This window comes from Pelolinea submarina (assembly GCF_003966975.1).
In the GTDB taxonomy this organism is placed as follows: domain Bacteria; phylum Chloroflexota; class Anaerolineae; order Anaerolineales; family Anaerolineaceae; genus Pelolinea; species Pelolinea submarina.
Window position 1 is genome coordinate 396,174 of sequence record NZ_AP018437.1, and the last position, 17,986, is coordinate 414,159.

Sequence of the window (17,986 nt, forward strand, 5' to 3'; positions counted from 1 at the left end):
TTCCTTTCTTAACCACAGATGCACACAGATAATTTCCTAATGTCATTCCGAGCAAAGCGAGGAATCTCGGCCAAATTTGAGATTACGCTTTCTGACGGTAGATTTTCCTTATTTGATGCACACAGATTTGCGCTCCCTAGGCAATGCTCCCTGAGCCTGTCGAAGGGAGCAGGAGAGTCATTGCGCAACATTCCCTCGGGGAAGGAATCTCGGCCCGAATTGAAAAGACGCGTACTTGCCGTGCCAGCCGAGATCCTTCGGTCGCTCTGCTCCTTCAGGATGACAATAAAGGGAGAGTTGTCATTGCGAGCTTTGCGCTCCCTGAGCTCGTCGAAGGGGCGCAAGGCGAAGCAATCTCAGTTGCGTACTGGCTATTTCTGCTGATCGTGTAGAGTGCCTTATAGAATGGTTTGTGTTTATCCACGCTTTCTCCACGCCTTTTCCACAGGCTTATCGACAGCTTATACACAGGCTTTTCCACAGAGTTATCCACATTTCCATATAGAGTTATCAACATCAGAAACCCTTATCCAAGTCGTCCAAAGGGTCGCGCGCCTGGATGATGTAGGTCGGCCGGCTGACGGCCCATTTCTTCTTGTCCAGCTCGGCGCACAGGGCGGCGGAAATGAGCAGGTCATCGTGCACCAGGTCACCGGTGGCGGGATCGCGGCGGCCGTCCGGGACACCCCAGCGGACGCGCTTCTGTGGGCCGGGCAGGATTTCGAACTCGCAGAATTGAATCTGGTTCCAAAAGATATTCGCTTCCTGCTCCTGCAGGAAATCATTTTCCACAGCGAGGTCCACAGGGCCACTCACGCTGTAGTCTTTGTACCTGCCGGAGTCGATGATGCCGAGGAAGTCCCACAGGAGATCCGATTTTGTACGGACGTTGAACTCGAAGGGGATTACCTTATCGCCCAGCGAAGCGCTGAGAAAAGAAGTTAGGCCAGCGCCCACGCCGGTGCAGTCCACCACCAGGTAGCGCACGTTGAACAGTTCGGCCATAGCTTTGATAGCGCCGTATAGCGTGGAATGTTTTACTCCTACCCACTCGCGCCGCTGGACCACCTTGTAGGTGGGCTTGTTGATGAGCGGGTCGTCGACGCTGGCCAGGTCGACTTCGAAGACAGTCAGGGCGGTACTGTCGCGCTTGGGGTTGGCCAGGCTCTCTACCTCGCCGCTTTCCGGGTCGGCGATCACGGCCTCATCTTCGCCGGCGACGTCCAGCGTCATGGCGTACAGCTTCCCGGGCAGCGGGGATACCTGGGGGGCATGCTCGCCTTTCATCATGGCCACGCGGGCCGGCGGGAACAGCCCGCCTTCGGCGTCAATCTCTTCCGAAAAATATTGTGTTTTGATCATGGGATGGTTACGCCCAAGGCGGGCAATCTGGCCGGCGACAAAGTCGCCGTATGCCGGTACTTCGCGGCTGACGTCGTCAGCGGTGAGCACGAACACGCGCCGCTGGCCGTCCTGTTTTTCGGCCTTGCGCGCTGCGCGCAGCTCACGGGCCAGCAGGGTGCGGCTGGTCCAGGCGGTGCCCCAGAACACGCGTGTGGCGTTGGTGCTGGCGGCCATGGGGGCGATGTCCTTGTCGAACTTGGCCGGCAGCACGTCCTGGGCTTCGTCCACTTCCAGCAGCACGTTGGCCGTGGCGCCCACGATGTTGGACCGTGGTTGTCCGGAGAAAAAGTAAATGCGCGCCTTTCCGCAGCGGTAGATATATCCGGATTCCTTGGTCCATAAGTGCTTGGCGATCAGGTTGGAATCCAGGACACGTTCCAGCCGGCGCATGGCGTTGAGGGTCTGGGGTTTCCAGGTGGGCGAGACTTTGACCAGTTCAGCGTTCATGAGGTAATAGCAGCAAAGTAAATAGGTTTCGAGCTGGGCCTGCAGCTCGTTCTTTCCGGATTGGCGCGGGAACATGACCACGAACGAGCGCCCGGCGCCCTCCTGTACGGAGCGGAAGACCGCTTCGGCCACACCGCGCTGGTAGTCTCTTAACTTGATGGTTGAACACGTATCGATGAATGTATCCACGTCGGCCATGGCGCGGCGCAGCTGCAGCAGTACCTGATTGTTTGTCATTGGCGAGGGTGCTCACTTCTTCCCCCCGAGCCAGGCAGCGATCGCGGAAGCGATCAGGGTCAGGGCAGCCTGTCCGGCTTGGATGATTGTGGAGGTGGTTTTTCCGGAGATGACCGCGTCGTCGATGGTGCGGATGCGGTTCTCATGGTCGGCGACGTCGTTCTGGATTTCCTGCAGCTGGTTGCGGATGAAGTTCATCTTCTCAGCCTCCAGCTTGTCGTGGTGTTCGAGTTCTTTCTCGATCCGCCGAAAGCGCGACTCGATGCTGTCTTTCAGGCGGTTGAATTGCTCGCTCAGGAGCTGCGCTTGCAAATCGTCCATAGAATCCCATTTCTACGCAGATGGTGGAGAGGGCGCGTTTAATTTCCAGCGGGGTCGCTGAGTCCAAGGTCATGGGCTACCTCTCCGATGGCTTGAGATAAGACGCTGATTACGTCGCCGTTGTCGCCGGCGATAAGCTGTTGGGTGCGCAGCAGGCCGGCCAGGCGGGTGGAAGCGGCGCCCAGTGTGTTGAGGGCCTGCGACCAGGTGTCGAGGCTTTGGGCGTCTGTGTCGGCATATTCGAAAACGCGGCGGATGATCACGCGCAGGAGAGCGATCTCATCGGTGAGGCCGTCGGACAAAGTGGTGCTGAGGTCTGCCAGTTCGAGGTTATTGAAGCGATGGGAATAAAACCCGTGCTTCAGGGCGTTGGTGTTGCCTGGCTGGCCGCCACGTTTGCGTTTGGCGGTGACGTTTGTTGTGACGTTTGCTGTCATGTTGGCTTCGTTGTGTGCTTCCTTGTTTATGACTTCCTTCGGTGCGGGCCGGCCCGGGCGGGTGGAGGGGTGCCTGGCGGGCGCCAGCGGCGCGGGAGGGGGCACGCCGCTGTGCCGCTGCGTTGTCTGGCTACTTGGTTTCCAGCCGCTCCCCGGTCCGGCTTGTGACCCTGTTCGGGCGCCGGCCCGCGGGGGAGGTGTGAAATAGAATTAATGTTCTATTTACGAACATTAAAATAGCAAAAATTACCGGTTTTGACAACCTGTCAAAAGGTGAACGTGAGAAAAAGGGGGATGCTGAAGTGAGAGCTTCTGATAGTTTTAACCTCATAGAATGGTGTTCAATATCAATAATTTAAAGGAGTAAGCAATGGAAGTTCCACGCCATTGGAGATTACAAAAACAACGCTACAGCCTGACGGGTGAGGTCTGCCCGCATTGTGACGCGAAAATTTTTCCGGCCCGCGATGTCTGCCCCGAGTGCGGCGGCGAGGCCAAAGAACCCTTCCGCTTTAGCGGTAAGGGCGAAGTCTATTCCTACACTGTCATGAACAACGCTCCGGCCGGCTTCGAGCGCAGCTTGCCCTACACCGTCGCGCTGGTCAAACTGGCCGAAGGCCCCACCGTCACCGCCCAACTGACCGACCTGGGCGACACCCCCGTCAACATCGGCATGCCGGTTGAGATGGTCACCCGCCGCATCAAAGAAGACGGCGACGAGCGCGGCATGTTAATCTACGGTTACAAATTCCGCCCGGTATTGGGATAAAGATTTGGAGTATCTAAAAAGCCTTCCGAATGGAAGGCTTTTTTATTTAACAAGCACGCTATTCCTCCCCCATAATGGAGTACCCATTATGGGGGAGGTTAGGAGGGGGCCGGGACAACATAGAAAAAATGGATGAGGCTAGGAGGTGGTAAGGACGGTGAAGAGAAAATGGGGGAGGTTACGAAGGAGCTCGGCTCAGATGCACGCATATGTATAATGAACAAAGATCATCTGTAAAGATAGAGGCAGAGAAAATGGAAACCTATATAGCTTTAATTCGGGGCATCAACGTCGGCGGCAAGAACGCCCTATCGATGGCCGACCTGAGAAAATTCCTGGAAGAACAGGGCTTTGTTGATGTCTCCACCTACATTGCCAGCGGGAATGTGATCTTGAGATCGAATAAACCTGCGTATGAGATCCGTGATTGCCTGGAAAAAGGCCTCCCCCAGAATTTTAAATTGGACGATGAATTCGTCAAAGTCCTGGTGCTGACTTCTGTCCAATTCCGGGCCGTGGTTGCCAACAAGCCTGAGGGATTCGGTGAACAGCCTGATCAATACCACAGCGATGCCATCTTCCTCATGGATATCGATGCCGCCGAAACGATGAGCGTCTTTAACCCACGCGAAGGCGTGGATCGCATCTGGCCGGGTGAGGGCGTGATCTACTCGCAGCGACTCAGCGCGCTGCGCACCAAGAGCCGCCTGAACAAGATCATGAGCTCACCGGCTTATAAATCCATGACCATTCGTAATTGGAATACCGTCATGAAGTTGATGGAGATCCTGGGGAAAATGGAAGCGGAATAAAGGTTAGTTACTTGCTTGAATATTGCGCGAATCAACTTAAATATGGTTAATAATAAATTAAAAAAGAGAGGTCAGGAGGAGATATCAGAGCAAAAAAAGGGGCGGCTTGCCTGTCGAGATGGCCACGTGCAGCATCCTGCCCTTTCTGGCGCCACCAGTCTCTTGCACAATCGAATGAATCGGAAAGATTAAATGAAATCAATTGGAACATTCCCGTTTGGGCAGTCAGTACATGAAGTCTCACAAAAAGACCGCACTTCGAAGGACGTGTTTGTTTTAGGCGTTTATGCAAGTGCAGTTCACGCACGTTGGATAAACAAAAGCCAGAAAACTGTTGTCAATGCTCTTGCTGTTGCGAGTGAACCATATATCTTTTGGCGTGGCGAAAATGCGGAATCCATAATTCAGCAAATCGTCATTCCGGAAGAAATAGGGAGACTCATTCCAGCAAAACAAGATTTCAACGGCCCATCGGGAATTGCCCTTGATAAGTTGATCTTGCATCCTTTGGAATTGGAACGTCAAAATGTCTGGTTGTGTGATTTAGTGCCTCATAGTTGTGTAAATCCTTCTCAGCGTAAAGCTATTGAGCGAGCATATTTACCGATTGCATCAAAATATGGATTAGCCAAACCCACTGTTCCACCTGTTCCAACGGTACTTGCTGATGATAATCGTCGAAAGGCGATTTTGGCTGAGATAATTGAGTCAGAAGCAAAAATTCTAATATTGCTTGGCGATAAACCTATACAATGGTTTCTTTTTCCTTTTGATAATCGTTGGAGAAAACTCTCGGATTTTGGGCATGCTGGTCAGTCATACGGTCAACTACACAAGGCGCGAATAGGTGATAAGGAAATAGATGTTTTACCGCTCGCTCACCCCAGGCAAATTGCTCGGCTTGGTCAATCATCCGCTGTTTGGTACGATAATCATGAAAAATGGCTCAAGCAATCAGCAAGCAAGGTTGCACAGTATTTAAAATCTGGCTGACGCTGTGTCAACCAGGCGCGCTGCGTTAGGGTTGAATAGATGATCAAACAAAGTCCCCATTCGGGGGTTTTGTTATTTAACAATCCTGCATTCCTCCCCTATTTTTCGAAGCTCTTTGCAAGAGCAAAGAGCGGAGATGCACATTCCTGAACAGCCTCGAGCTGTCCCCGGAATGGGTACTCCATTGTGGGGGAAGCCAGCGTTTTTTTCGAAAGCATTATTCGGTTTTTGAGAATAGATGTTTGTGATAAAGGCCCGGATTCATTAAAAAGTCTTTGGTGATTTGATAATGCTCGGTCTCTTCATAAATAACCTTTGTAATCCGTTCTTGGTCAAAGCTGTAAATAATCGCTTCGGGATAACTGAGAATGATCGGCGAATGCGTGGCAATGATGAACTGCGCCTTTCCTGTCTTCTCAAGTTCATGCATCAGCACCAGAAAAGACAATTGCCTTTTCGGAGATAAGGCGGCTTCCGGTTCGTCCAATATATAAATACCTTTTTTGAATTTATTTTCAAATAACGCCAGAAATGCTTCCCCATGGGACTGGCCGTGCAATGACTTGCCGCCATACGCGTCATACACGCCCGGTTCATCCGATTCCAGATTGTCGATATATGTGGCAAAGTTGAAGAAGCTTTCCGCCCTCAGAAAGAAGCCATCCGTTACCTTGGGAAGCCAGGAAAACCGCAATATCGATCCAAGATTGGATTCGGTCTTATGATATTGGTAATAATGGTTCCTGTTCCCGCCCGCTACATTGAACCCGCAGTTTTCAGCAATAGCCTCGAGCAGCGTCGATTTCCCGGATCCGTTTTCTCCCACAAAAAAAGTCACATTGCTGCTGAATTCCATGTTGATTCCTTCGGAGAAAGCCGGAATATTGAATGGATATTCTTGTGCGTTAGCGGTATTTTCGACAGTTCGAATTGAATTAAGGAAGGGCATCTCGACCTCACGGATCGCTATTTTGTTTATCTGAATTGTACCTATAAAGAGTTAATCAATCCTGACAATGATTTTCCCCCCTATTTTTCGAGGCTCTTTGTAAGAGCAAAGAGCGGAGATGCCCATTCCGGAACAGCCTCGAGCTGGTACAGGAATAGGTACTCCATTATGGAGGAGGCTAGGAGGGGGCGGGCAGCACAGTGATAATAGAGCAGTTAAGTGGGCGCTGGTATCAAAATGAATCTGTATAATTATGGATGATTGATTTCTCTTTATCCAAGAATCTCTTGTTGAGAAAAGGAAAAACATGAAATTTCGGCCAGTTTATAACCTTGAATTTCCTTCTTGGTGTCCCGAATTAAATATAGTTGGATATCGGTTTTTACGAGTGGATGATTACCAACAGAAATTGCAGAATCTTCAACACGTAATATCATACTCTTCCGAATTTGCTATTAAGAAGAATACAGGTACACATTCCTTAACAGCATTTGTTGAAATACCTAAGAATGAAGAAAAAGCGATTTTTAATTGGTCAGGAAGAGATAATATTGCTTTAATGGATGTTTTATTATTACTAACTCTTTTTACCGGCCGAGATGTGTTTACACTTGGACCTCAAACAGATAAGCAGATAATAAGGACTAGCGATGTAATTATTGCTGATCCAAGAGTCTTTGATTGGGGTGGAACTCTCAGGTGTTCGATTCCTTATAAGAAACAGACAATTGACCCAGAACCTTATGGATATGATATTGGATTCGAGGAGGGGTTAAATAAGATTTACAAATTAATAAGCAGTAATGATTGGCAGAAAAAATATAAAGGTGGATATTTCCTATTATTAGCAAAGAGTGCTTTTAAACATCAAATACTTGAATCAGCATTTATTCAATGCTGGACGATTTGGGAGCATTTATTTGCTATTCTCAATTCTCAATGGCTTTCGGGCAAGAAAATACAACAAATAGGTTCGGCAGACAAAATATCATTTCTTCTAGTGGAATTTGCTTTGACTGGTGATATAGACACCGCATCAAGAAAAAGAATTGAAACTTTGACTGAAATTAGAAATAGGTTAATTCATTTTGGGAGATTTCCAGAACGTAGCTCCTCGTATAATGATGCAGTTTTGTTCATACGATTGACTGAATTTATTCTATCGAAAATTCTCGGCCTTTCACCATCAAACGTTTTTAACACTGTCAATAACCTTGAAAGGTTTTTAAGGAATGAATAATTGGTCAATCTTTGAATTTCATTTATAGTAATTTGGAATCTGGCATAAAATCAATTTCATTTAGTTGTTCAACCTGAATATTTACAGGAATGATCTAAACATACATTCAATAAAAAGTCTTGTTTATTGCGAATTATGTCTTATTTATAACAATTCTAAATAATTATTGTAAATCAAACGTCTGTATAATTGACTATAGAAAGTCAATGAATAGAATAAAAATTCGTAGGGATTGAAAAATGATTTGTCCTCATTGCGGGGTTGCGTTTCATGAAGATTGGAGTTTGGTTGCAAATGGTCCGGTTTGTTTCGATGGAACTATTGGTACTGGGATTGAGTACGACATATGTCCAGAATGTAATGAACCTATCATAAGAGTTGTTCACGGGCCTGTTGAGAATGAAGACTTTTTGGAAGACGATAATGAAGAGGTGATATTAGATGATAAAAAAATCGTCTACCCATATTCCATTGAAATAGGTTTATCTGAAGATATTCCTGATATCTACAAAGAGGATTTTATTGAGGCTATGAAACTTATGTCCCAAAGCCCCAAAGCTTCTGCAGCATTAAGCCGTCGGCTATTGCAAAAACTTCTCATAGATGAAGCAAAAATTAAGGGAGCTTCATTAAGTATTCAAATAGAAAAATTCTGTTCTAATGATGACATACCTTCGGTATTAAAAGAATCTGTTGACGCAATTAGAAATATTGGTAATTTTGCGGCACATCCGTTGAAAGATAAAAATACTGGTGAGATAATCGAAGTGGAACCTGGGGAGGCTGAATGGTCGTTAGATATTGTGCGTGGACTTTTTGATTATTTTTTTATACAACCTGCTCGTTTGCAGCGTAGAAGAGATGAACTAAACATCAAGCTGAAATCAATGGGGAAGCCTTTGCTGAAATAAACCTCGATCAAGGATATGTAAACCATCCTGAATTGATATGAAGATTGAATAGCAGAAATCCTTCAAAGATTTACTGTGCTGGAAAAAAGCATTACATAATTAGCATCATTATGCCTTCAACCTTTAAAAAACATGAAACTATATAAATATTTCGGTCCCGATATTCTCGATAAAGCTTTTTCGTCTAAAAAATATTTATCATTAAAATGTGGCTATCCTAAAGATTTTAATGATCCTTATGAACTATTCTTGACAATAGATTTTAATGAACAGCCAGAAATCCTAGCGTTCTATTCAGATATCATTGGTGAGATAGTCCAATTGCCTACTACTTGTTTTTCTCAATCACCATCCATTATTCCAATGTGGTCTCATTATGCCCAAAACCTAGCAGGATTTGTAATTGAGATTAATGAAGAAAATCTTGCAAAACAATTCCCGAAAAGCAGGTTTGGGGATGTGGATTACAGAGAAAAGCCAGATGATTCACTTCAATACAGTCTTCATAAAGCTTTTACAACTTTAAAACCTCGGCACACTTATTCCCTTTTTAATGAAGTTTTAGGAATGGCATATTTTTCAAAGAATATTTGCTGGAACTATGAGCTAGAACGTCGCATGGTTATTGACCCCGATGAAACCAGAGAGAGTAATGGATTAATACTTATTGATATACCCATTAATTGCGTTAGTGCCATCATTTGTGGACCTCGTGCTAATCTAAAAACGAAAGAAGCATTAAGTAAGCAAGCTAATAGATTTAAATGTAATTACTTCGAAATGAAAATTGGTCATAGTTCAATAACACCATTCTTTGTAAATAGAACGGGTGACTCATATATTTTCAAGGAGGGGAAATTATTACCTCCATCAAAATTTTGCATAATGTGCAAAGAACCATTGGGAAATACAGATACAAAAGTATGTTCTTGGTGCTCAATTAATGAATCAAATAGAGCTTCGGCAGCAGTTAAAAATCCATTCCGAATGCTTGATAGTATTGGATTGCTAGAGTCTTATCTCAGAGACATGGATGAAATTACCCAAGAACATCAGAAGAAATAATTCTTAGATTGGCATTATGTTGATTTATAGAGTTTTTTTGTGTCAATTGTTATCTTTGATATTCGGAGAGTATACTTTCTCATTGGTAAATATATAAAGTCATTAATTTATAATTAAAACCGCTCCCTCTTATTTGTTTTCCATAAGAAATATTGTAAGGAACTCACCCATGCCCCCACAAACCTTCGACCACACCCTCTTCATCCCCAACGGCGACCACGAGGTCCCAGCCCGCATCGAAAAACCCGCAGCCGCTACACCCGCTAACCCCGTCCCTGCCGTGATCATCCTGCACGGCACCGGCACGCAGAAGGACGAAGTCGCCGGCAGCTACAAGCGTCTGGCTAAAATGCTGGCGCGCGAGGGCATTGCCAGCATCCGCATCGATTTCCTCGGGCACGGCGAAAGCGCCGGCCACGAGAAAGATTTCAATTTCGGCAACGCCCGCGCGGACATCCTCGCGGCCACTGAGTACCTGCGCGGCTTGGACTGGGTGGCTGGCGAGCGCATTGGCCTGATCGGCTGGAGCCAGGGCGGCCTGCATGCCTACCTGGCGGCCGCCAACGAACCCGGCTACAAATCCGTGGTCACCTGGGCCAGCGGTACCGGCTGGCCGATCTCGCTTCTAATCCCCCAGGAAGCCCGCGCGGAGGCCGAAGCCAATGGCTATGCCCGCATCGTCGAAAAGGAATGGGCGGGCCATGTACGCTACATGGGCTTGCAGTGGATGAAGGACATCGAGTCCGTCAATTTCCGCGAGGAACTGGCGAAAATGGAAGCGCCCTTGCTGGCCATCGTTGGCACCGAGGACTTCATGACGGTTGAGGACATCCAGCAGACCGTGGAAGTCTGCAAGAACCCGGACTCGCGTATGTACGTCATCCAGGGCGGCGACCACACCTTCCGCACCCTCACGCGCGACACGCGTGTCTTTTACCAGGCCGCAGCCGCCACGCTGATGTGGCTGAAAGAAACGCTCTAAGGTGAGAAACCATGGAAAATAATGAGCTGATTGCAAAGATCGCGGTCAAAGATTTTGATTTGGAAGCCTTTGCGCGCTTGGCTGTTGAGGACAAGGGCATTCGTGATGAACTTGTCAGCCAAATGATCGCCAATCCGGATATCATGGTCTATTACCATTGCTATGAGGTGCTTTCCAAAGCCAGCCAGGCGGAGCCGCAGTTATTTTACCCATACTGGCCGGATATCGCGCCCTTATTGGATCATCCCAATTCTTATCACCGCGATTTTGCTTTGACCATCCTGGCGAATTTAACCCAAGTAGATCACCAGGACCTGTTTGCTTCACTTGCTGACCAATACGTCGCGCATATTAATGACGCGAAGTTCTGCACCGGGCAGTACTGCGTGCGCAATTGTCAAAAGATCATTACCTACAAGCCCGAAACCCTGGATTTCTTTCTCGATCGTCTGTTCGATCTGGATACATATTGCGATTACCCGGCTAAACAAAAAGACTTGCTCAAATATGATGTGCTGGTCATTTTGGAGCAAGTCTATGACCAATCTCCCCGCAAGGACCAGATCAATGCCTTTATCCGGACCGCTTCCAAGGCGGTGAGCCCCAAGACTAGAAAGAAGGCTGATGCGTTGGTGCGGAAGTTTTCAATTCAGGTCCTTGCCTGATCGGTAGTTGTCTGGTTATTTTAAAGCCGGCAGCACATTGAAGATTTTAAAGAATTATTGCTTTAATTTTCCCGTCCCAGTATTCAACTCGAAATTTACCGCTATGCCATGATCTACAGCATTTGCCTTGCTTGCCTGCCATCTGCTTATAAAAAACTTTCTATACACGACATTTTGCACGATTTTTGAACGCTCGATCTATACAATAAATCCCGGTGTATTCATTTAAAGTACTCGGAGGCGCTCTGGATGCCTGCCAGTCTATGGAAGCTGGTTTTTCATCTCCCAGACCGTCCTCCCCGGCGCTGGTCTTTCATGAAAATTCAGCAGTGTGGGTTTTCATGATCGTATGGCGATTTTGCAGAACATTCTGGATGAACACAAACCATAACCGGAGCAGAAAAAGGTAAAGGGCAAAATGAAACGTAAATTTTATATATCTATTCCACAAATCCTGTTGATCGTCATCATTTCTGCGCTGCTAACGGCAGTGACCGTTCTGGCCGCCAGCGGCACGACCGATGCGCCCGCCGCACCGGGCAGCACGACTTCCTACACCCTGGAGGATATCTACCAGCGCCTGATTAACGGGACAGCTGGCTCACAAAGCGCCTTCACCGAACCCGCGGTCGCCCCCGGAACGGGCAGCATGCATTCCCTCAATGATATTTACGCTGTCATCCCGGATGCCGGCAGCGATGTCGCTGGGGTGGATGGTTCCAGGACTGTCGATCTTCCCGATGGGATCTATCGCTCGAATTCAGCTACCTGCAACGACGCCAATCTGATCAGGGACAATATCAAACATGGCGTGACCATTTTTGGCGTGACCGGTATCTACCTTAACGGCTGGTCCATATACAGTAGAGCAGAAGATCCCCTTCTTTCAGTATCTATGCTCAGCGCTACGGATGGCTGGGCTGTAGGAGAAGGGGGCAATATCTATCATTACGATGGTACGACCTGGAGCAGACACACCACCACGGCAGAAAGATCTGACCTATGGTCAGTCGACATGCTCAGCGCCACGGATGGCTGGGCCGTGGGATCTGGCGGCCGTATCTATCACTACGACGGTACGACCTGGAGCAGGCATACCACCACGGCAGAAGGAAAAGCCCTTCACTCAGTTTTCATGGTCAGTGCCACGGATGGCTGGGCCGTGGGAGAAGGGGGCTATTTCTATCACTACGACGGCTCGAACTGGAGCCTTCGCGCCACCACGGATGAGGGAATAACGCTTTGGTCGGTCTCCATGGTCAACGCCACAGATGGATGGGCTGTGGGAGAAGAGGGCAATTTCTATCACTACAACGGCTCGACCTGGAGTTGGGGCGAAAGCGTATCCCCTGGATTAACCATTTGGTCGGTCGACATGGTCAACGCCACGGCTGGCTGGGCCACGGCACGAGACGGCTGGATCTACCGCTACGACGGCTCGCATTGGAGAACGGACTATATGACTGTGGAGGGAACGAGCCTTTACTCGGTCGACATGCTCAGCGCCACGGATGGCTGGGCCGTGGGTGTTTACGGTATTATCTACCACTACGATGGCGTGGAATGGAGTCTGCACACCACCATTCCACAGAGGTCGATGCTTCGCTCAGTCTCCATGCTCAGCGCCACGGATGGCTGGGCCGTGGCAGATGATGGCCGCATCTATCATTTATTTGATTGACATATCATTAACAAACTTGGGAGAATACATGGATAAACACCCTTCGGTCATGTGGAGACACTTCATCAAAGCCCTGCCGCTGACGCTGGTTGCCATGCTGCTAACGGCAGTGACCGTTCTGGCTGCCTCCGGCACGACCGACGCGCCCGCCGCGCCGGGTAGCACGACTTCCTACACCCTGGAGGACATCTACCAGCGCCTGAGCAACGGGACAGCCGGCTCTCAAAGCACCTTCACCGAGCCTGCGGTTGCCCCGGGCACGGGAACTATGCATTCCCTCAACGATATCTATGCTGTCATCCCGGATGCCGGCAGCGACGTCGCTGGATCGGATGGTTCCAGGACTGTCGATCTTCCCAATGGGATCTATCGCTCGAATACGGCAACCTGCAACGACACCGACCTGGTCGCCGAAAACGTCAAACATGGCGTGACGCTGTTTGGGGTGACGGGCACCTATGAAGGTCCCGGATGGAATTTGTATAGCATCACGGCAGAAGGATCCCTCATTAGTTCAATTTCCATGCTCAGCGCCACGGATGGCTGGGCTGTGGGGGAGGGTGGCAGGATCTACCACTTTGACGGTTCAACTTGGAGCCTGCACACCACGACTCCGGAGGGAACGTCCCTTCTATCAATTTCCATGCTCAGCGCCACGGATGGCTGGGCTGCCGGAAATTGGGGCCATATTTATCACTACAACGGATCGAGCTGGAACCTGGATACCACTTATCCCGAAGCAAGCAGTATTTGGTCGATTGACATGCTCAGCGCCACGGATGGCTGGGCAGTGGGGTATTATGGCTATATCTACCACTTTGATGGTTCAACCTGGAGCCTGCATACTACAACTCCGGAGGGATTACCCCTGATTTCTGTGTCCATGCTTAGCGCCACGGATGGCTGGGCTTCGGGGACGAGTGGCGGGATCTACCACTATGACGGTACCGACTGGTACCTGCACACCACTGCTCCGGAGGGAACGATCCTTCAATCAATTACCATGCGCAGCGCCACGGATGGCTGGGCTGCGGGGACGAGTGGCAGGATCTACCACTACGACGGTACCGACTGGTACCTGCACACCACGGCTCCGGAGGGAACGACCCTTCAATCAATTTTCATGTTCAGCGCCACGGATGGCTGGGCCGTAGGGTTTTATGGCTATATCTACCATTACGACGGTTCAACCTGGAGCCTGCATACCAAAGTTCCGGGTTTTATAGACTTATATGCCGTCGACATGCTCAGCGCCTCGGATGGTTGGGCCGTCGGAGCATATGGCCGCATTTATCGTTACGTTGATTGAACAACTGGAAACAAGCTGACAATTGGGCTTGAAAACTCGCCTCGAGGGCATAGCACGTGACGTACGCGTCTTCTGCCGGGCCGCCGTCATGGAATTGAAAAGTACTCATTGAGGGATGATTCTTCATTAACGCCTCCCTTATTTTTTGAAGCGTTTTGCGAGAGCAAAGATCGGAGATACCCATTCCGGAATAGCCTCGAGCTGTTACCGGAATGGACGCTCCATTATGGGTGAGGCTAGGAGCGGCAACACGATAAAGCCCCTCATGCTTGACCTTAAAATGTTGAATGAAATGTTTTAAGTATTCCTCCCCTATTTTGCAAAGCAAAAATGGGGGAGGTTAGGAGGGGGCAGGCACTGGCGTAGTGAAAATGGGGAGATTAAGTGGGGGCGAGAAATGTGTAGCGTTGAAAGAAAAACGCTCCAATTCGATCATTGGGTAGATGCCTTCATTTTTAGAACTCTCCATTTTTCTAGTACTACTGGTGAAAACACGCTCTCATTCAGAAGAGCGCGTTTTTGTTATGGCATAATTGCTGATATTAAGAGGATATTCTGTTTCTATGGTAATCAATCAGGGTGATATCTATTGGGTACCGCTGAAAGATCCGCGTGGGTCGGAAGCGGGCATTACCCATCCCCATGTGGTAATTCAGGAAAATGTCGTCAACCGCAGCCGTATCAACACCGTGGTTGTGTGTGCCTTGACGACCAATATGAAACGGGTGAGCATACCCGGCAACGTCCTGCTTGAGCCGGGGGAAGCGAATTTGCCCAGGCAGAGCATTGTGGCCGTTTCACAGGTCTCAACTGTGGATAAGACGCAATTGGGCGAATATATCGGCTCGTTGTCCGCGGAACGCGTCCGGCAGATATTGGCGGGATTGCGCCTTCAACAGCACATGACTGCTCACCATGAAGAGGATGGAGAATAAGATGCGTCAATCCATTGTGCACGTCGCTCTGGTCGTGCGGGATTACGACGAAGCCATTGCCTTTTATACACAGAAATTGCATTTCACTTTGGTGGAGGATACCTACCAACCCGCCCAGGATAAGCGCTGGGTAGTGGTGGCTCCCCCTGGTTCTTCCGGCACCACCCTGCTGCTGGCGCGCGCGTCCAAGCCGGAGCAGGAGCCCTTCATCGGTAACCAGACCGGCGGCCGTGTTTTCCTCTTCCTTAACTCGGACGATTTCTGGCGCGATTATGACGAGATGGTCGCTAATGGCATTAAGTTTATTCGCCCTCCCAAAGAAGAATCTTATGGGATAGTGGCGGTCTTTGAAGACCTCTACGGGAACCTGTGGGACTTGCTGCAGTTGAATGAGAACCATCCCTTATCTGCACGGCTATGATGAATGAGATGGAATTTGATCGCGTGTAAATATTCAATGAAAACATAATAAAGTCCGGTTTTTTGACAGCCGGGCTATGCTCAAATTGGACAGGAGGTTCTACCATGTCGCTCAATCCGATCTGGGTTTTTCTCGAAATCGGCCAAACACGCACCTTTGCGGTTGTTCCGCATTGGCCGGGCTGGTGCCGTAGCGGGGGCAGTGAGGACGCCGCTTTACGGGCTTTGCTGGAGTATGCCCCGCGCTATGCACAGGCCCTGACGGGCAGCGGATTGGAATTCCCGGATGCGCTTTCTTTGATCGACCTGCAGGTGGAGGGCAAAGTTGTTGGCAACGCCACCACCGATTTTGGCGCGCCTGCCATGCCCCTGCCGCCGGATGACCTGCTTGTAAGTGAAGATGAACTGGCGTACATGCAGGTCTTGCTCGCGGCTTCCTGGGCTGCTTTCGACCGTGCCGCGCAGGCTGCTGAAGGCAAATCTATGCGTACGGGGCCGCGCGGCGGCGGCCGCGACTTGGCCAAAATGGTTGCCCACGTGGGCGAAGCCGAGTTGGCTTACCTATCCAAACTGGGCGGGAAAATGCCGCTCGACAGCCGGGATGATCAGACCCGGCGGCGCGTCATGTTGGAGACGTTGGCGGCTTCCGTGCAGGGTGGGATTCCCGCAGTCGGACCACGCGGCGGGGGGCGTTGGACGCCGCGCTTCTTCGTGCGCCGTACCGCCTGGCATACCCTCGACCATGCCTGGGAGATCGAAGACCGCATCGAATGATCCTTTTTTGAAAGAAAAAAAAACCTTGCTTTAAAGGTGTCCAATCCCAAAGGGTTGGATTAAACTTGGGAAAATATTAAAAGTTGAAATGTGGTTCAATGAATTTAAATCGCTTGATTCAATCTGCGGCTGAACATAAACTGAATATTCTGAATATCGTTGTCCGTCAGAATGGTGAGGTTGTGGCGGAACATGATTTCGCCGAAGAACAGCGGGTACTGCTTTGGTCCAACTCTAAGACTTTTACATCGATGGCAATTGGTATTGCGGAAGGTGAGGGTCTTTTGAAGGTAGAGGATCCTATCTCTAAATATTTCCAAATTCCATCAGAGCCTGAGTGGGAGAAGGTCAGCATTCGTGATTTGTTATGCATGGGGACAGGACAGGCGAATTGTCCCTTTACCGCAGCATGGCATGCCGGTGAACCGCTTGACGATGTGGAGGGCATTTTCTTTCGCGAACCGATCGTCTATGAACCCGGCTCGCACTTTTTATACAATAACGCTGCCACCTACATGCTGTCCAAATTGATCAGCCTGACGACCGGCACTAACTTGAATGATTATTTATGTCCGCGAATTTTTGAACCTCTGGGGATCCAGGATGTGCATTGGGAACACAATCGCGACGGCGTCAATTTCGGTTGCTCCGGATTGCACTTAGCGGCCCATGAGGTTTCAAAATTCGGTCAATTGCTGTTGAATGAGGGCAAGTGGGAAAACGTTAGCCTTATTCCTGCGCAATATATCCGCGAGGCAACCGGCAAGCAAATTGATAATTCGGATTTCGATGAATACTTCGCGACCCCCGATCACCGTGCGGGTTATGGATACCAGTTGTGGATGAACTCCTATCCCGGCTCTTATCGTCTGGATGGTTTGTATGGGCAATACACGGTAGTCATTCCAAAAAAACAGGCTGTTATCACGTATATTTCGAATGAACCCGAGAAGATGACAGCTATTCTTGAATTGACTTGGGATTTTATCGTTGAACAATTGTAGCAATTGGGAATCCTTGGAAGTTGCCTGGTTTCTCAGTCTGTACACTTTTATCAGGATAAGGTAAATTGGAGCTGGACGATTTGCCAGTGGTTCATCTCTGAATGAGGAGGAAATTGGAATGGGATCACTTTCGGATGCAATGAGCGAGTACCGCGCACAAATGCAAAAGGGCGCCATTCAACAGGCCTACCGCGGCTTGATGGAATACATGTCTGCCCTGAAGACACAGTTGAAAGCCAAATACCCCGAATATCAGGTGTCCGGCAGCCTGTACTTCGGCTACATGGATATGACCTATTTCTCTTTTACACCACCGGCGTTGAAAGACAAAGGTCTGAAAATTGCTATCGTGTTTGTCCATGAGACCTTTGCCTTTGAAGTTTGGCTGTCTGCGGCCAACCGTGCAGTGCTGGCTCAGTATGCGCAGCTAATCGAGGATGCCGGTTGGGAGAAGTACCCCCGTGTAGACGCTGCGCAGAACCCGGACGCCATTCTGGAGCATACCATCACGGCCGACCCGGACTTCAGCAATCTGCTGGCCTTGTCCGCTCAAATCGAACGAGAAACGCTGGCCTTCTGCGCCGACGTGGAGACATTTTTGTCCACCGTGCGGGATTGACCTTGCCGTCTT

20 protein-coding genes are annotated in these 17,986 nt (G+C 49.3%); 16 read left to right on the forward strand and 4 right to left on the reverse strand.

Annotated features, from left to right (window positions below; genetic code table 11):
* Positions 1-516 precede the first annotated feature (516 nt).
* Genes Pelsub_RS01885 through Pelsub_RS01895 form a run of 3 tightly spaced genes read right to left on the reverse strand, consistent with a single transcriptional unit; the run spans position 517 to position 2,711 of the window.
* Entirely contained in the window at positions 517-2,088 is a 1,572-nt protein-coding gene (locus Pelsub_RS01885) for a hypothetical protein (protein ID WP_116225385.1), read from the reverse strand.
* A gap of 12 nt (positions 2,089-2,100) precedes the next feature.
* Entirely contained in the window at positions 2,101-2,409 is a 309-nt protein-coding gene (locus tag Pelsub_RS01890) for a hypothetical protein (RefSeq protein ID WP_116225386.1), read from the reverse strand.
* A gap of 38 nt (positions 2,410-2,447) precedes the next feature.
* On the reverse strand, positions 2,448-2,711 hold the full coding sequence (locus Pelsub_RS01895) for a hypothetical protein (protein WP_126440363.1): 264 nt from the start codon (positions 2,709-2,711) through the stop codon (positions 2,448-2,450).
* 118 nt (positions 2,712-2,829) lie between these two features.
* On the opposite strand from Pelsub_RS01895, the gene Pelsub_RS01900 reads away from it, so the two are divergent.
* From Pelsub_RS01900 to Pelsub_RS15790, 4 genes are all read left to right on the forward strand, one after another.
* Complete coding sequence (locus Pelsub_RS01900) at positions 2,830-3,054, forward strand: hypothetical protein (RefSeq protein WP_126440365.1); 225 nt, start codon at positions 2,830-2,832, stop codon at positions 3,052-3,054.
* Between the two features lie 162 nt (positions 3,055-3,216).
* Entirely contained in the window at positions 3,217-3,615 is a 399-nt protein-coding gene (locus Pelsub_RS01905) for a Zn-ribbon domain-containing OB-fold protein (RefSeq protein ID WP_116225388.1), read from the forward strand.
* Positions 3,616-3,869: 254 nt separating this feature from the next.
* Positions 3,870-4,427 (forward strand): DUF1697 domain-containing protein, encoded by a 558-nt coding sequence (locus Pelsub_RS01910; RefSeq protein ID WP_116225389.1) that lies wholly within the window; start codon positions 3,870-3,872, stop codon positions 4,425-4,427.
* Between the two features lie 192 nt (positions 4,428-4,619).
* Positions 4,620-5,420: a uracil-DNA glycosylase family protein gene (locus tag Pelsub_RS15790; protein WP_116225390.1), complete on the forward strand. Its 801-nt coding sequence runs from the start codon at positions 4,620-4,622 to the stop codon at positions 5,418-5,420.
* A gap of 217 nt (positions 5,421-5,637) precedes the next feature.
* Here Pelsub_RS15790 and Pelsub_RS01920 read toward each other — a convergent pair whose 3' ends face one another.
* The gene (locus Pelsub_RS01920) at positions 5,638-6,369 is read right to left on the reverse strand and encodes an AAA family ATPase (protein ID WP_116225391.1); all 732 of its coding nucleotides are present in this window, start codon (positions 6,367-6,369) and stop codon (positions 5,638-5,640) included.
* A gap of 307 nt (positions 6,370-6,676) precedes the next feature.
* Between Pelsub_RS01920 and Pelsub_RS01925 the strand changes: the two genes are divergently transcribed.
* The 12 genes from Pelsub_RS01925 to Pelsub_RS01980 all read left to right on the forward strand — a co-directional run bounded on the left by Pelsub_RS01925 (position 6,677) and on the right by Pelsub_RS01980 (position 17,974).
* On the forward strand, positions 6,677-7,609 hold the full coding sequence (locus Pelsub_RS01925; protein ID WP_116225392.1) for a hypothetical protein: 933 nt from the start codon (positions 6,677-6,679) through the stop codon (positions 7,607-7,609).
* A 239-nt stretch (positions 7,610-7,848) separates the two neighbouring features.
* On the forward strand, positions 7,849-8,520 hold the full coding sequence (locus tag Pelsub_RS01930; protein ID WP_198418381.1) for a DUF4145 domain-containing protein: 672 nt from the start codon (positions 7,849-7,851) through the stop codon (positions 8,518-8,520).
* 132 nt (positions 8,521-8,652) lie between these two features.
* Positions 8,653-9,585, forward strand: coding sequence for a DUF2971 domain-containing protein (locus Pelsub_RS01935; RefSeq protein ID WP_116225393.1), 933 nt, complete (start codon positions 8,653-8,655; stop codon positions 9,583-9,585).
* Positions 9,586-9,754: 169 nt separating this feature from the next.
* The gene (locus Pelsub_RS01940) at positions 9,755-10,567 is read left to right on the forward strand and encodes an alpha/beta hydrolase family protein (protein WP_116225394.1); all 813 of its coding nucleotides are present in this window, start codon (positions 9,755-9,757) and stop codon (positions 10,565-10,567) included.
* Positions 10,568-10,578: 11 nt separating this feature from the next.
* The gene (locus Pelsub_RS01945; RefSeq protein ID WP_116225395.1) at positions 10,579-11,232 is read left to right on the forward strand and encodes a hypothetical protein; all 654 of its coding nucleotides are present in this window, start codon (positions 10,579-10,581) and stop codon (positions 11,230-11,232) included.
* A 418-nt stretch (positions 11,233-11,650) separates the two neighbouring features.
* Positions 11,651-12,913 carry a WD40/YVTN/BNR-like repeat-containing protein gene (locus Pelsub_RS01950; RefSeq protein WP_116225396.1) on the forward strand — a complete coding sequence of 421 codons (1,263 nt, stop codon included), beginning with the start codon at positions 11,651-11,653 and terminating at the stop codon, positions 12,911-12,913.
* Positions 12,914-12,941: 28 nt separating this feature from the next.
* Entirely contained in the window at positions 12,942-14,222 is a 1,281-nt protein-coding gene (locus Pelsub_RS01955) for a WD40/YVTN/BNR-like repeat-containing protein (RefSeq protein ID WP_116225397.1), read from the forward strand.
* A 563-nt stretch (positions 14,223-14,785) separates the two neighbouring features.
* Positions 14,786-15,157, forward strand: coding sequence for a type II toxin-antitoxin system PemK/MazF family toxin (locus Pelsub_RS01960; RefSeq protein ID WP_116225398.1), 372 nt, complete (start codon positions 14,786-14,788; stop codon positions 15,155-15,157).
* A 1-nt stretch (position 15,158) separates the two neighbouring features.
* Positions 15,159-15,578, forward strand: coding sequence for a VOC family protein (locus tag Pelsub_RS01965; RefSeq protein ID WP_116225399.1), 420 nt, complete (start codon positions 15,159-15,161; stop codon positions 15,576-15,578).
* A 104-nt stretch (positions 15,579-15,682) separates the two neighbouring features.
* Entirely contained in the window at positions 15,683-16,351 is a 669-nt protein-coding gene (locus Pelsub_RS01970; RefSeq protein WP_116225400.1) for a hypothetical protein, read from the forward strand.
* Positions 16,352-16,449: 98 nt separating this feature from the next.
* The gene (locus tag Pelsub_RS01975; protein ID WP_116225401.1) at positions 16,450-17,355 is read left to right on the forward strand and encodes a serine hydrolase domain-containing protein; all 906 of its coding nucleotides are present in this window, start codon (positions 16,450-16,452) and stop codon (positions 17,353-17,355) included.
* A gap of 118 nt (positions 17,356-17,473) precedes the next feature.
* A complete protein-coding gene (locus Pelsub_RS01980; protein WP_116225402.1) occupies positions 17,474-17,974 on the forward strand; it encodes a DUF7000 family protein in 501 nt (166 codons plus the stop codon).
* Positions 17,975-17,986: the final 12 nt, after the last annotated feature.